Consider the following 14,482-nt stretch of genomic DNA (forward strand, 5'->3'; position numbering starts at 1 on the left):
CATGCGTACGCAAGTCGGCATCATCGGCGCAGGGCCCGCGGGTCTGCTGCTTTCCCACCTGCTTCATCTGCGCGGTATCGAATCGGTCGTGCTCGAGTCGCGCAGCCGCGAACAGATCGAATCCACCATCCGTGCCGGCGTGCTCGAACAGGGCACGATGGACGTGCTGACCGAATCGGGTGTCGGCGACCGGATGAAAGCGGAAGGCGCGCTGCATCACGGTTTCGAGCTCGCATTCGAAGGCAAGCGCCGCCGCATCGACCTGACCGAACTGACCGGCAAGGCGATTACCGTCTATGCGCAGCATGAGGTGCTGAAGGACCTCGTCGCCGCGCGCGTCGCAGCCGGCGGCGCTCTGTACTTCAACGTGTCCGGGACGACGATTGCCGGCATCGAAACCGATGCGCCGTCGGTCCGCTTCGTGCACGACGGCGTCGAACAGACGCTCGACTGCGACTTCGTGATCGGCTGCGACGGCTCGCAGGGCGTGTCGCGCACGATGATCCCCGCCGCGTTGCGACAGGACTACGAACGCGTGTTTCCGTTCGGCTGGTTCGGCATTCTCGTCGAAGCGCCGCCGTCGTCGGACGAACTGATCTATGCGCGCCACGAACGCGGCTTCGCGCTCGTGAGCACGCGCTCGCCGAACGTGCAGCGCATGTACTTCCAGTGCGACCCTAAGGATTCCGTCGAGAACTGGTCGGACGATCGCATCTGGGCCGAGATGCACGCACGCGTCGACTCCGCGGACGGCCAGCAGGTCGTGGAAGGGCGGATCTTCCAGAAGAACATCGTCGGCATGCGCAGTTTCGTGTCGACGACGATGCAGCATGGCCGCTTGTTCCTCGCCGGCGACGCTGCGCACATCGTGCCGCCGACCGGCGCGAAGGGCCTGAACCTCGCGGTGTCGGACGTGCGCATCCTGACGTCCGCGCTGCAGGCGTTCTACGACGAAGACCGCACCGACCTGCTCGACGCGTACAGCGACACCGCGCTGCGCCGGATCTGGCGTGCCGAACACTTCTCGTACTGGATGACGCGCATGATGCATCGTCTCGACGACGCGTCGCCGTTCGAGCAGCGGCTGCAGGTTGCCGAGCTCGAGCACGTGACGACGTCGCGCCCGGCGGCGATGGCGATGGCCGAAAACTACGTCGGCGCGGTTGCCGTCTGACGCGCGGCTGCGCACGCAGCCGTTCCGGTCGCGGCGCTCAGGCGCCGCGACCGCGCCCATCGCGCGAAACGGGCGCGTTCACGCGCCGCCCGGCATCAGGTCGCGATGGGCCGACTCCCTGAACTCGCCCGGCGTCATGCCGGTCTGCTTGCGGAAATAGCGGCTGAAATACGCGCTGTCCGCAAAACCCATCTCGTGCGCGATCTGCTTCACGCTCAGATTCGAATAGACCAGATCGCGCTGCGCTTCGCGAATCACGTGCGCGTTGACGACCGCGGTCGTCGAAATCCCCAGCTCCTCCCTGCAGACGCGCGCAAGCTGCGCGGCCGTCACGCCGAGCCGCTCCGCATAGAATTCCACCGGCCGATGCTCGCGAAAATGCGCGTCGATCAGTTCGCGAAAACGCCGCAGCAGGATGCCGCGCCGATCGGTGCCCGCCTGCGACGGCGCTGCCGCGAGATCGCTCAGGCGCGCGACATGCACGATCAACGCCACCAGCAGTGCCATCCCGGCCGCGCCGCGCCCGCGTGATGGGCTGCGGAATTCCTGTTCGAGCAGCGCGAACAGCGGCATCAGCATCGACACGCTCGCGTCCGGCCCCTTGACCGGAATCACCGCGGCGCGTTGCAGGATCGACAGCGCGCCCGGTGCGGCGGTTTTGACGAGCGTCTCCAGCGCGCGCTGCACGACGGTGATCACGAGGCCGTCGATCTGCGGCGAGAACTCGAACGCATGGACCGTCTGCGCGGGCAGCAGCACGAGGCACGGCGGCGTGAACGTGTGTTTCACGCTCTCGATCACGACATGCCCGTGCCCGCCGCGGATGTACAAAATCTGCAATAGCGCATCGTGGCGGTGCGCGGCGATATGCCAGTCGTTCGGCCGGCTGCGCTCCGGTATCCATTCGAAGTTGAACGCGTCGTACCAAGGCGGACGCGCCGATTCGCCATACAGATCGTAGTTAGGGATTCTCCTCATGCCGCGCGGCCTCCTGTGTACAAATTGTCCTGTTGCTTGCGGCGTTTGTCCAATTTTCGTGCAATGCGCGCTTCTATACTTTTCTCATCGACGTAGCCGACGTAGCGTCTGCACATCACGCAACGCGCGACGTTCGGGCAGCGTCTGCCGGATCGATCCGGACGTTTCAAGACTATTTCAAGAGGATACCTAATGATGCAGAAGGCAGGCAATCGTCAGTCTGACTGGCTGGGTCTCGACGGGCACGTGTGTGTCGTGACGGGGGCGGCGGGCGGCATCGGCACGTCGGTCGCGGAAACGTTCGTCGCGGCCGGTGCGCGCGTCGCACTGCTCGACCGCGACGCGGACGGGACCGTCGCGCTCGCCGAGCGACTGCGCGCAGCCGGCGGCGACGTCGTCGCGATCGGCTGCGATATCGGCGACGCCGCGAGCGTGACGCAGGCCGCCGAACGCGTGGCGCGCGACCTCGGCCCAGCCGACGTGCTCGTGAACAACGCCGGCCTGTTGCGTGCCGGCGGCATAGAGACCATCGGCCTCGACGCATGGAACGCGATGCTGCAGGTGAATCTCACCGGTTACATGCTGTGTTCGCAAGCGTTCGGACGCGCGATGCTGTCGCGCGGTTCGGGCGCGCTGGTGCATGTCGCGTCGATCGCGGCGCGCCACCCGCAGACGTATAGCGGCGCGTACAGCGCCAGCAAGGCCGCGGTCGCGATGCTCGCGCGGCAACTGGCCGCCGAGTGGGGGCCGCGCGGGATCCGGAGCAATACCGTGTGCCCGGGGATGATCCGCACGCCGCTGTCCGAGCCGTTCTATGCGAGCGGCGACATCGAGGCGCGCCGCAGCGCGATGACCGCGAGCCGACGTATCGGCCGGCCGGACGACATCGCGAACGTCGTCGCGTTTCTCGCCAGCGCGCGTGCCGTGTATGTGAACGGCGCGGAACTGGTGGTCGACGGCGGCCTCGACGCGATGCTGATGGATCTCGTGCCGCGGCCCGGCTACGAGGCCGGTACCGACGCACGCTGACCTGGCGACACTCAACGACGTTGCCGCGCTCTACGCACGGCTCGAAGACGAGCCTGGCGACACGGTGGCGCGGTCATTCCATAGACGGAGGAAGACATGATGAACGATCAGCAGCGTTCGAAGCACGTCACGTGCGATCTGCTCGTGATCGGATCGGGAGCGGGCGGCCTGTCCACTGCCATTACCGCACGCAAGGCCGGCCTCGACGTGATCGTCGTCGAGAAGGAAGCGTGCTTTGGCGGCACGACCGCATTTTCCGGCGGCGTGCTGTGGATCCCCGGCAACCGGCACGCGAGCGCAAACGGCGTGCAGGACACGCGCGACGCGGCACGCACGTATCTGCGCGGGGAGACGGGCGCGTTCCATGACGACGTCGCAATCGACGCCTTTCTCGAACACGGTCCGCGCATGCTGGAATTCTTCGAGCGCGAGACCGACGTGAAATTCATCCCGACGCTGTATCCCGACTATCACCCGAACGTGCCGGGCGGTGTCGACATCGGCCGCTCGGTCGTTGCCGCGCCGTACGATGCGCGACGGCTCGGGCGCGATCTCGGGCGCCTGCGTCCGCCGTTGAAGACGATCACGTTCATCGGGATGATGTTCAACTCGTCGAACGCGGACCTGAAGCACTTCTTCAACGCGACGCGCTCGCTGAAGTCCGCGTGGTACGTGACGAAGCGGCTCGCCGCACATCTGAAGGATCTCGCGCTGTACCGGCGCGGCGTGCAGATCACGAGCGGCAACGCGCTCGCCGCGCGGCTCGCGAAGTCGGCGCTGGATCTCGGCATCCCGATCCTGACGAACACGCCCGCACGCGAACTCGTCGCGGAGGGCGGACGCATCGCGGGTGCGATGGTGGGCACCGACGGCGAAGCCTATCGGATCACCGCGCGCCGTGCGGTCGTGCTCGCGAGCGGCGGCTTCTCGCACGACGTCGCGCGTATCGCGCAAGCGTATCCGCACGTGGCGCGCGGCGGCGAGCATGTGTCGCCCGTGCCGCCCGGCAATACCGGCGACGGCGCGAAGCTCGCGGAGCGCGCGGGCGGCCGCGTCGAGCTTCGCTATCCGCAGCCGGCTGCATGGATGCCCGTGTCGCGCGTGCCGCTCGGCGACGGCCGCTTCGGCGTGTTTCCGCATCTGCTCGACCGTTACAAGCCGGGCGTCATCGGCGTGACGCGTCGCGGCACGCGGTTCACGAACGAATCGAACTCGTATCACGACGTCGGCGCCGCGATGATCGACGCATGCCGCGACGAGACCGAGACGGCGATGTGGCTCGTGTGCGATCGCGCGACGATCCGCAAATACGGGCTCGGCTTCGCGAAGCCCGCGCCCGTGCCGCTCGGGCCGCTGCTGCGCAACGGCTATCTCGTGCACGGACGCACGCTGGCCGAACTCGCGCAGCGGGCCGGCATCGACGCGGCGAATCTGGAGGCCACCGTGCGGCGCTACAACCACGATGCGGCGCGCGGCGACGATGCCGAATTCGGCCGCGGCACGACGTCGTTCAACCGCTATCTCGGCGACGCCGACCATCGACCGAATCCGTGCGTGGCGCCGCTCGGCGATGGGCCGTACTACGCGCTGAAGGTCGTGATGGGCGATCTCGGCACGTTCGACGGGATTCGTACCAACGCGGTCGGCCAGGTACTCGCCGCGGACGACCGGCCGATCGACGGCCTGTACGCGGTGGGCAACGATCGCGCCAGCATCATGGGCGGCAACTATCCGGGCGCGGGGATCACGCTCGGGCCGATCATGACGTTCGGCTATCTGAGCGCGCGCCACATCGCCGGGCTCGCGGATCTTGCAGACGTCACCGAACTTGCCGGCCTCGCCAAGCCGATGTCGCGTGCCGCCGCGGCGTCTCAAGCTGATACGCGCGCGACTGCCTGAGCCCGGAGGACACCATGACTACGTCGAAAGCATTCGTCGACCATCGCATCTACACGATCCGCCCGCGCGGCATGGCGGAATTCATCGAGATCTTCGACCGGCTCGCGATGCCGATCCAGGTCAGGTATCTCGGCGCACCCGTCGGCTTCTATATGAGCGACATCGGCGCATTGAACCAGGTCGTCCATCTGTGGGGCTACGACAGCATCGCGGACTACGACGCGCGCCGCACCGCGCGCGATGCCGATCCTGACTGGCCCGCGTATCTGCAGGCATCCGGCCATCTGATCGTCGCGCAGGAGAGTCGCATCATCCGCCGCGTCGAATTCCCGAGCCTCGCGTATCTGACGCGCTGAGTCGACGCCGATGAAACCGGAACACGACATGGACCACACGCGCACCGCGAGGGTCGCCATCGTCACGGGCGGCGCGCACGGGATCGGCCGCGCGTGCGCGATGCGGTTCGCCGCCGACGGCTACCGCGTCGCGATCGCCGACCTGCACGGCGAGTGTGCCACGCAGCGCGCTGCGGCGCTCGGGCCTCAACACGTCGGCGTGCGTGTCGACGTGGCGAGCGAAGACGACGTGGTCGCGCTGATGCAAACCGTCGTCGCGCGCTTTGGCCGGATCGACGTGCTCGTCAACAACGCGGGGATCGGCGAGCAGAACGCGCCGACCGTCGATCAATCCGCGGCGGCGTTCGACCGGCTGCTGGGCGTCCACGCGCGCGGAACCTTCGTCGCGAGCCGCGAAGCCGCGCGCGTGATGCTCGCGCAGCGTGCCGGCGCGATCGTCAATCTGTGCTCGATCGCCGGGCAGGGCGGGATTCCGACGCGCAACGCATACGGGGCAGCGAAGGCCGCGATTGCATCGCTGACGCGGTCGATGGCATGCGAGTGGGCGCGCGCGGGCGTGCGCGTCAACGCCGTCGCGCCCGGTTACGTCGCGACCGAACTGGTCGACACGCTCGCGCGCAATGGCCAGCTCGATCGCGCGGCGATCGAGCGCCGGACGCCGCTTGGACGCCTCGCCGAGCCCGACGAGATCGCGGCCGCGATCGCGTTCCTCGCATCGGACGCGGCGAGCTACGTCACCGGCACCGTGCTGAACGTCGACGGTGGCTGGCTCGCCTACGGCGCGGCGGATTCGCCGTCTGGCTGACCTGCACCGCGCACCGGGGCGCAGGATTCACAACGAAACATGAACATGGAGACGTCCGCGCGAACGGTGCATCGGCACCGTATCGCGGCCGGACCGAAGGAGACACACGATGACAACCTCAACGCGTACGCTCGACGTGCAGTCGTTCATCGACGCCGAGCGATTTTCCCCGTGCCAGTGGCTGATCCTCGTCCTGTGCTTTCTGGTCGTGGCCGCCGACGGCTACGACACCGCTGCGATCGGCTTCATCGCGCCCGCGCTGACGCACGACTGGGGTATTGCGCGCAGTGCGCTCGGCCCGGTGATGAGCGCGGCGCTCGCCGGGCTCGGCATCGGCGCGCTGGCCGCCGGCCCGTGCGCGGACCGGCTCGGCCGCAAGACCGTGCTCGTGCTGTCGGTGGCCTGCTTCGGCGGATGGAGCATCGTCTCCGCGCACGCGCAGTCGATCGAGACGCTGACCGCGTTTCGCTTCCTGACCGGGCTCGGCCTGGGCGCGGCGATGCCGAATGCGGTCACGCTGATGGCCGAATATGCGCCGGCCCGAATCCGCGGCGTGGCCGTCAACGCGATGTTCTGCGGCTTCTCGTGCGGGCTCGCGGTCGGCGGCATCACGTCCGCGTGGCTGATTCCGCATTTCGGCTGGCAAAGCGTGCTGACCGCAGGCGGTGTCGGGCCGATCGTGCTGGCGGTCGCGCTCGTGATGCTGCTGCCCGAATCCGCGCAGTATCTCGCCGCCCGGCCGGGCACGCATGCACGCATCGCGCGCATCCTCGCGCGGATCGCACCGCGCGAGCGCTTCGACGACTGCACGTTCGCGGCCGTCGGCGCGCGCGCGCAGGCCGGCGGCGCATCCGCGCTCGCGCAGGTGCTGTCCGCCCGGTTCCGTTCGCGCACGCTGATGCTGTGGGCCGCCTATTTCATGGGGCTGCTGATCTATTACCTGCTGACCAACTGGATGCCGACGCTGCTGCGCGACGCAGGCTTCAGCGCCGAAGGCGGCGCGTTGATGACGTCGCTGTTTCCGCTCGGCGGCGTGCTCGGCAACCTCGGTGTCGGCTGGCTGATGGATCGCTTCCATCCGAACCGCACGATCGTGTGCGCGTATGTCGTGGCGGCGCTGCTGGTGCTCGTGGCGAGCCGCACGATCGGGCATGCCGCGTGGCTCGGCACGCTGATCTTCCTGTGCGGCACCGTGGTGACGAGCGCGGTGACGTCGATGTCCGCGTATGCGGCGAGCCTGTATCCGACGCATTGCCGCGCGACGGGTGTCGCGTGGATGCTCGGCATCGGCCGGATCGGCGGCGTGGCCGGCGCGTTCGCCGGCGCGATGCTGATGGGGCTCGGCTGGCGCTTCGGCGATGTGTTCAGCCTGCTGGCGGTGCCGGCGCTCGCCGCGGCCGGCGCGTTGTATGCGATCGGGCATTGCCGCACGGAGATCACGGAACAGGAGCGCGCGAGCGGGGCGGCCGTGCAGCAGCATTGATTCGGCCGGCGCGTCGTTGCAGCGCGGCGCCTGAATGACGAAAAGCCACGGATTGCTCCGCGGCTTTTCGTTGTGGTCACGCAGCCGTTTCATGGCCACGTGTCGCGCATCGCGCGAACGCTTACGCGATCGTCTTCGACCAGTTCGCGTACCAGTTGCGGAACAGCGTGTACTGCGCTTCCGCGTAGTTGCGTTGTGCGTCGCTCAGCACGTCGGTTTCGTTGAAGTGCAGCGTGTATTCCTTGTCGCCGTTCAGCACCATCAGGTGCTTGTAGAACAGCACCAGGTCGCAGCCTTCGTCGAACGACGACAGCACGGCCAGCGCCGCTTCCAGTTCCTTCGCCCGCACGCGCGCCACTGCATCGCCTTGCGCAGCCTTCTTGCACAGGTCGACCAGTTGCAGCACTTCACGCGGCAGCGCGTTGCCGATGCCGGTGATCGCGCCTGCGGCGCCGCAGTTCACGAAGCCGTGGAACACCTGCGTGTCGACGCCGGCCATCAGCGTGACGCTGTCGTCCTGCGACGTGATGTTCTCGGCCGCGTAGCGCATGTCGGCCGCGCCGCCGAATTCCTTGAAGCCGATCAGGTTCGGGTGCGCGCGGCGCAGTTCGAAGAACAGGTCGGCGCGGGTCGCGAAGCCGTAGTACGGGCTGTTGTAGATCACGGCCGGCAGGTTCGGCGCGGCGTTCAGGATCGCGGCGAAGTGAGCCTTCTGCGCCGCCGGCGATGCACCGCGCGACAGCACGCGCGGAATCACCATCAGGCCATGTGCGCCGACCTTCGCGGCGTGCGCCGCGTGCGACACGGCTTCCTTCGAGTTCACCGCGCCGGTGCCGACGATCGTCGGGACGCCGGCTTCGACCAGGCGCGCGACACCCTCCTGGCGCTGCGCTTCGGTCAGCAGCGGCCAGTCGCCCATCGAACCGCAGTACACCACCGCGCGCATGCCGAGTGCCACCAGTTCCTTGCCCTTCCTCACCAGCGCGTCGAAATCCGGCTGACGGTCAGCGGTGCACGGAGTCATCAGGGCCGGAATGGTGCCGGTAAAAATGTTGTCGCTCATCTCGTTTCCTCATTCAGATAGGGTCAACTGCCATTGCTGGCAACGTGGGCTGCATGCGCGCGCGCCGTCTCGTTCGTGCCTGATGCGATCCGGACGGCGGCTGGCCGCCTCTTGTTTGCGTCGGTGCCGAAACGTTGCCTCCGGTTCCGCCCGAGAGTCAGCCAATCGACGACTGCATTCTAGCCAGTCCGCATATTTTATACAATATAAAATAAAAAGGGCGTGACGAAAGTCGTCGTTACGGGCGTCGGGCCGCGCTGAAGCGGCCTTCGAAGCCGGTGCAGGGCGCTTCGGACAACGCTCGGCGATGCGTTCCCGGCCGCCTGCGGGCGCGGTCGCAGCCCCCCGCCGCTATCCCGCGCTCCTCGATGCTCGCTGAACTGCCGTTTCGTCAGACCAAAAAGCAGTCTCGCAAGCCTCCGGCTCCGCCGGGCAAACACCGCACGTCGTGTCGCATTTCTGCTGAAGACATTTTTGAGATTCTCGTACATTGTGTATTGGATATTGTATAAAGTCTTTCGTCGCGCTTACTCGCGAACCGGCCCGTGAAGGGAAATGGAAGACAACGAGAGGAGATTCGGAGATGACAAGTCAGGCAGGCGAGGCGGTCTCGCCCGGTAGTGCAGCGGCCGTGCAGGACACGGCGTCGAGACGGGAACTGAAGCGGGTCGTCGCGGCATCGATGGTCGGGTCGGTCGCGGAGTGGTACGAGTTCTTCCTGTATGGCACGGCGTCGGCGCTGGTGTTCGGCACGCACTTCTTCAAGAAGACCGGCAATCCGATCGACGGGCTGCTCGCCGCGTTCGCGCTGTATGCGGTCGGGTTCGCCGCGCGCCCGATCGGCGGGCTGGTGTTCGGTTACTACGGCGACAAGTTCGGCCGCAAGTATCTGCTGCAGGTGAGCCTGATCGTGGTCGGCATCACGACGTTCCTGATGGGCTGCCTGCCGACCTTCGATGCGATCGGCTACTGGGCGCCGGTGCTGCTCGTGTCGCTGCGGCTGATCCAGGGTTTCGCGTTCGGCGGCGAGTGGGGCGGCGCGATCCTGCTGGTCAGCGAACACAGCCCGGACAACCGGCGCGGCTATTGGGCGAGCTGGCCGCAGGCCGGCGTGCCGGCCGGCAACCTCGTCGCGACGATCATCCTGCTCGTGCTGTCGAGCTCGCTGTCCGAGGCCGACTTCCTTGCATGGGGCTGGCGCGCGGCGTTCTGGTTCTCGGCGGTGGTCGTGCTGATCGGTTTCTGGATCCGCCGCAAGGTCGACGATGCGCCGATCTTCAAGGAAGCGCAGGCGCGCCGCGAACAGAAGCAGGAACGGCAGCTCGGCGTGATGCACGTGCTGAAGCATCACTGGCGGCAGGTGCTGATCGGCATCGGCGCGCGCTTCGCCGAGAACATCCTGTACTACATGGTCGTCACGTTCTCGCTGACGTATCTGAAGCTGGTCGTGGGCTTCGACACCACGCGGATTCTGAAGCTGATGTTCGCCGCGAATGCGATCCATTTCTTCTTCATTCCGCTGATGGGGTTGATGTCGGACCTCGTCGGCCGCAAGCCCGTCTATCTGACGGGCGCCGTGCTGACCGCCGGGTGGGGCTTCGTCGCGTTCCCGATGATGGATACCGGCAACGACTGGATCATCATGGCCGCGATCGTGCTCGGGCTGTTCATCGAATCGATGACGTACTCGCCGTATTCCGCGCTGATGACCGAGATGTTTCCGACCAACGTGCGTTATACGGCGTTGTCGCTGTGTTATCAGGTTGCGCCGCTGATGGCCGGGTCGCTCGCGCCGTTGATCGGGTTGTCGCTGCTCGAGCGGTATCACTCGTCGACGCCGATCGCGTTGTATCTCGTCGCCGCGGCAGCGATTTCGATCGTATGTGTGGGGCTCGCGAAGGAGACGCGGGGGAAGTCGCTGCGGGAAGTCGATGCCGAAGCGAGCAGACGTACGCGCGCGTGAAGGACAGCGATCGAAGTCGGTCGCTCGCATGGAAGCCGCCCGCGAGGGTGGCTTGTACGCACTGCGTCGTGGAAACGCGCGATGCGTGCGGAGAATCGCGGGCATCAGGCCGCAAGCGGTTCTCCATCGCGCGTGTCCGGAAGCGGAGAGACCCGCGGACCGTGCCGGCATCTGACCGGCGGTGTCGCATCATCGCCGCCCGGAGGCCGAGCTGGCCGGCCGGTGAACGGGTTTCCTTCCTGCTAGCCCGGACCGTCGCTGGCGGCGGCGAGCAGCGGCACGACGAGATCGCTGATCGGCGTCGGAATCCCGTGCGTTCGTCCGTATCGCTGCACAACCCCATTCCGGCTGTCCCATTCGAGCGGGCGATTGCGTTGCCGGTCGGCAAGAATGGACGTACCCAAATCGGGCGGAAAGCGATGGAATCCGTCGACGATCTCCCGCGGCACTTCGTCGCCCAGCTTCGCGCCTTCCGCACGGGCGATCTCGAGACATTCCCGCAGGTAGGCGAGCGACAGCTCGGTGATGTCGCTTCGCGAGAACATGCCGGCGCGGCGACCGGTCAGCACCATGAGCCCCGCCACTGCGTTCTGCAGAAGCTTTCGCCACGCAAGCGAAATGAAATCCGGCGCAACCTCGACCGAGCATCGCGTGCCGCGCAACGCCGAGACCACCACGTTGCTCGCCGGCGCGTCGGGCAGGGTGAGCCGAGGCTCGCCGCGCAGCCACACCGACGTGTCCGATTCGCGTTGCGCGGGAAACCAGACCACCGACGGAACGACCGCGGCGCTGCCGGCATACGGCGCGAACGCGGCCTTTTGCTCGACGCCGTTCTGCAGCACGCAGACGACGGTCTTCGCGTCGCATAGTGCGGAGACCCAGGGCGCCGCACGCGCCACCTGCGTCGACTTGACCGCAACGAACACGAGATCGAACTGTTCGTCGATCGCGCGGGGATCGGTCAGCACGGGCCCGGGCACGACGATCTCGCCGCCATCGACGCGCAACGTCAGCTGCTCGTGCGCGGAGCGGCCGCAGATTACCGGCGTGCGGCCGGCTTCATGGAGGGCAGCGGCTACGGTCGTGCCGATCGCGCCGGGGCCGACGAGGGCGACGGTCGGGTAGTCGGACTTCGTCATTGCGTTCATCCTGTTGAGAGATTCGCCAGATGTGCGCGCACCGCGACGGGGAGCGGAACGATCGCCAGGCGGTCGACGCGGGGGTACGCGTGGCGCCTGCGCACCGATCGTGCCACTCCGGGAAGCCATGGAGGGCAGACGATATCGTGCCCGATGCGATCGTCTCCGTGTAGAAAATCGCGTCAGCGGTTGGCAAACACCGGCTGGCTGCACACGCTCGGACGCTGCAGCATTCTCGCGTACCACGCGCGAAGCGCTTCACACTGCTCGGGCACCGGCAGGTTCACGAGCATCGCAAAGATCAGGCCGCCGATGACCGTGATATCGGCCATCGAGAATACCTGTCCCGCGACATACGGTTGCGTTTGCAGCACCGCGTCGAAGTAGTGCATGCCCCTCAGCGCCTTGTCGCGTTGACGGAAGCCCCACTCGGGGTTTTGATACGTCTCGACGGCGGGGCCGAGTCCCGGCGTGCCGTGATGGAAATAAACGCTGATGGCGTCGAGCAGTTCCAGCTCGGCGCGCTTGCTCATCATGTGGATGATGCCTTTTTCGCGCGGTGTGCTGCCCGTGAGCGCCGGGACTCCGTCGAGTCCGTCGAGGTACTCGGTAATGGCGGTGCACTCGGCAATGCACGTGCCGTCGTCGAGCTCCAGCACCGGCAGCGTACCCGAATAGTTCTTGTCCGCGATGAACGCCGGCTTTTTGTGTTCCCCCTTGTAAAGATCGACCATCACGAACTCGACGCGCGATTGCAGCCCCTTTTCAGCCAGCGCGATACGAACACGTGTCGGATAGGGCCCGGTCGGGAAGTCGTGAATCTTCATGACGGGCAGTGAGTCTGCGTTGAAGGCGACGGTATGGGCAGTCATCGGAGAGCGCTCCGTAAGGGGTTGTATCGGATGCCGGCGGCGCAAACCGGCGTCGCCAGCGCATCTACCTAACGTTCGTTAGGTTTACCATATAAGGTACAATCCGCGATGTCAACGCCCCTTTCCTGTTTGCGGAGGCTGAAGCAGTGAAGAACGACGCGAGCGCGAATTCGAGAGAGAGAATCCTGGCAGCCGCCACGAGGCTCGCGCAGACGCACGGCTACGGCGGGCTGAATTATCGCGATCTCGCGGACGCGGTGGGCATCAAGGCCGCGAGCATCTACCACCACTTCGCGAGCAAGGCCGATCTCGGCGCGGCGGTCGCGAGGCGTTACCGGGAAGATTCGGCGGCGGCTCTGGAGCAGATGCTGGCCGAATCGCGGGATCCGCTGCAGTGTCTGCGTCGCTATCCGGATACCTTCCGCAAGGCGCTCGAGACCGGCAACCGGCTATGCCTTTGCAGCTTCATGGCAGCCGAAACCGACGACCTCCCCGAAGTCGTGGTGGAAGAAGTCCGTACCTTCGCCGACGTGAATGTCGCGTGGCTGAGCAAGGTGCTGTCCGCTGCGGCAGTGGTCGGTCCGCGGGAAAGCAAGCAGCGGGCTCGGGCGATCTTCGCCGCCATCGCTGGCGCTCAGTTGATCGCGCGGAGCCGTTCCGATCTCTCTCTCTACGACGCATTGATCGAGAACTATCGAAAAGCAGGCCTTTTGCCCGCGTAGACGTGCAACCGTTCGTCAAACGCATGTCGGGAGAAGCGGGCCAGGCCGACCCGCCGCAAGCTGGTGTGTCCGTTCAATCGCGGTAACCGGTCGTACGCCGGGCGGCACGACAAGCCGCCGCTCGCGATCGGCAGGCGGTATCCGCGGAAATCGACGCACCATTCTTTTGCAGCCCGCCGGGCGCGCGGCAGCGTGAAATCACGCAGCCTTCGGCGTTTGGCTCCGGAGGCACTCTGCTAATATTGTAGAAAATATGCAATCCCCGCCGCCGCGTCGGCGCCAGCGCTGACCGCCATCCCCGTCCGAACCGCAACATGAACGAGAAACGCCCTGCTCTTGTCTACGCCACGCGCGCCGAAGCCGCTGCGAATGAACTGCGCCGCCGGATCCTGACAGGCGAGTACGTCGACGGCTACCAGCTTCGCCAGGATGCGCTCGCGACGGAGCTCGGCATCAGCCGCATTCCGCTGCGCGAAGCGCTCGTGCAGCTCGAGAGCGAAGGGCTCGTGAAGATTCTGCCGCACAAGGGTGCGATCGTGTCGGAGCTGTCCCCCGAGGACATCACCGAGTTGTTCGAACTGCGCGCGCTGCTGGAACCCGTACTGCTGAAAAAATCGATTCCGAAGCTGACCGCCGAGGATTTCGCGCGGCTCGACGCGATCCTCGAGGAATACAGCGCAGTGCTGCATGCGAGCCAGTCCGGGCGCTGGGGCGAACTCAATACGGAACTGCATCATCTGCTGCTGTCGCGCGCCGAGCAGCCAAAGACGGCGGCAATCGTCGCGTCGCTGCTGCAGCAGACCGATCGCTACACGCGCGTGCAGCTGTCGCTGTCCGAAGCCGCGCGCGACGTGGCCGAATCCGAGCATGCGGAACTGGTCGCGCTGTGCCGCAAGGGCGATGCGCGTGCGGCCGCATCGCTGCTCAAGCGTCATATCGAGCACGCGGGCGGCGAACTGAATGCGTTTCTGCGAGACCGACGCGTCGGTCGTTGAGCTT

13 protein-coding genes are annotated in these 14,482 nt (G+C 66.4%); 9 read left to right on the forward strand and 4 right to left on the reverse strand.

Translation table 11 applies throughout. The features are described 5' to 3' along the window. Position 1: 1 nt before the first annotated feature. Positions 2-1,174, forward strand: coding sequence for a 4-hydroxybenzoate 3-monooxygenase (locus Q3A80_RS21475; RefSeq protein WP_446330894.1), 1,173 nt, complete (start codon positions 2-4; stop codon positions 1,172-1,174). A 78-nt stretch (positions 1,175-1,252) separates the two neighbouring features. Here the strand turns inward: Q3A80_RS21475 and Q3A80_RS21480 are convergent, their stop codons facing one another. Then, positions 1,253-2,152 (reverse strand): helix-turn-helix domain-containing protein, encoded by a 900-nt coding sequence (locus tag Q3A80_RS21480; protein ID WP_446330895.1) that lies wholly within the window; start codon positions 2,150-2,152, stop codon positions 1,253-1,255. 192 nt (positions 2,153-2,344) lie between these two features. Here Q3A80_RS21480 and Q3A80_RS21485 point away from each other — a divergent pair, with 192 nt between their 5' ends. The 5 genes from Q3A80_RS21485 to Q3A80_RS21505 all read left to right on the forward strand — a co-directional run bounded on the left by Q3A80_RS21485 (position 2,345) and on the right by Q3A80_RS21505 (position 7,724). Continuing rightward, positions 2,345-3,181, forward strand: coding sequence for an SDR family NAD(P)-dependent oxidoreductase (locus tag Q3A80_RS21485; protein ID WP_446330896.1), 837 nt, complete (start codon positions 2,345-2,347; stop codon positions 3,179-3,181). 99 nt (positions 3,182-3,280) lie between these two features. Continuing rightward, positions 3,281-5,080, forward strand: a complete 1,800-nt coding sequence (locus Q3A80_RS21490; protein WP_446330922.1) for an FAD-dependent oxidoreductase — start codon at positions 3,281-3,283, stop codon at positions 5,078-5,080. Positions 5,081-5,094: 14 nt separating this feature from the next. After that, positions 5,095-5,436 carry an NIPSNAP family protein gene (locus tag Q3A80_RS21495; protein WP_446330897.1) on the forward strand — a complete coding sequence of 114 codons (342 nt, stop codon included), beginning with the start codon at positions 5,095-5,097 and terminating at the stop codon, positions 5,434-5,436. 10 nt (positions 5,437-5,446) lie between these two features. Then, complete coding sequence (locus tag Q3A80_RS21500) at positions 5,447-6,241, forward strand: glucose 1-dehydrogenase (protein WP_446330898.1); 795 nt, start codon at positions 5,447-5,449, stop codon at positions 6,239-6,241. Between the two features lie 109 nt (positions 6,242-6,350). Further along, positions 6,351-7,724 carry an MFS transporter gene (locus tag Q3A80_RS21505; RefSeq protein WP_446330899.1) on the forward strand — a complete coding sequence of 458 codons (1,374 nt, stop codon included), beginning with the start codon at positions 6,351-6,353 and terminating at the stop codon, positions 7,722-7,724. 121 nt (positions 7,725-7,845) lie between these two features. Here Q3A80_RS21505 and Q3A80_RS21510 read toward each other — a convergent pair whose 3' ends face one another. After that, positions 7,846-8,787: a dihydrodipicolinate synthase family protein gene (locus tag Q3A80_RS21510; protein ID WP_446330900.1), complete on the reverse strand. Its 942-nt coding sequence runs from the start codon at positions 8,785-8,787 to the stop codon at positions 7,846-7,848. A 583-nt stretch (positions 8,788-9,370) separates the two neighbouring features. Here Q3A80_RS21510 and abaF point away from each other — a divergent pair. Beyond that, complete coding sequence (abaF, locus tag Q3A80_RS21515) at positions 9,371-10,750, forward strand: fosfomycin efflux MFS transporter AbaF (protein ID WP_446330901.1); 1,380 nt, start codon at positions 9,371-9,373, stop codon at positions 10,748-10,750. Positions 10,751-10,992: 242 nt separating this feature from the next. Here the strand turns inward: abaF and Q3A80_RS21520 are convergent, their stop codons facing one another. Beyond that, positions 10,993-11,889, reverse strand: a complete 897-nt coding sequence (locus Q3A80_RS21520; protein ID WP_446330923.1) for an oxidoreductase — start codon at positions 11,887-11,889, stop codon at positions 10,993-10,995. Between the two features lie 182 nt (positions 11,890-12,071). Further along, a complete protein-coding gene (locus tag Q3A80_RS21525; RefSeq protein ID WP_446330902.1) occupies positions 12,072-12,761 on the reverse strand; it encodes a glutathione S-transferase in 690 nt (229 codons plus the stop codon). A gap of 146 nt (positions 12,762-12,907) precedes the next feature. Between Q3A80_RS21525 and Q3A80_RS21530 the strand changes: the two genes are divergently transcribed. Next, on the forward strand, positions 12,908-13,483 hold the full coding sequence (locus Q3A80_RS21530) for a TetR/AcrR family transcriptional regulator (protein WP_446330903.1): 576 nt from the start codon (positions 12,908-12,910) through the stop codon (positions 13,481-13,483). A 314-nt stretch (positions 13,484-13,797) separates the two neighbouring features. Beyond that, positions 13,798-14,478, forward strand: coding sequence for a GntR family transcriptional regulator (locus tag Q3A80_RS21535; protein WP_446330904.1), 681 nt, complete (start codon positions 13,798-13,800; stop codon positions 14,476-14,478). Positions 14,479-14,482 lie beyond the last annotated feature (4 nt).

The organism is Burkholderia sp. SR8, assembly GCF_052851275.1.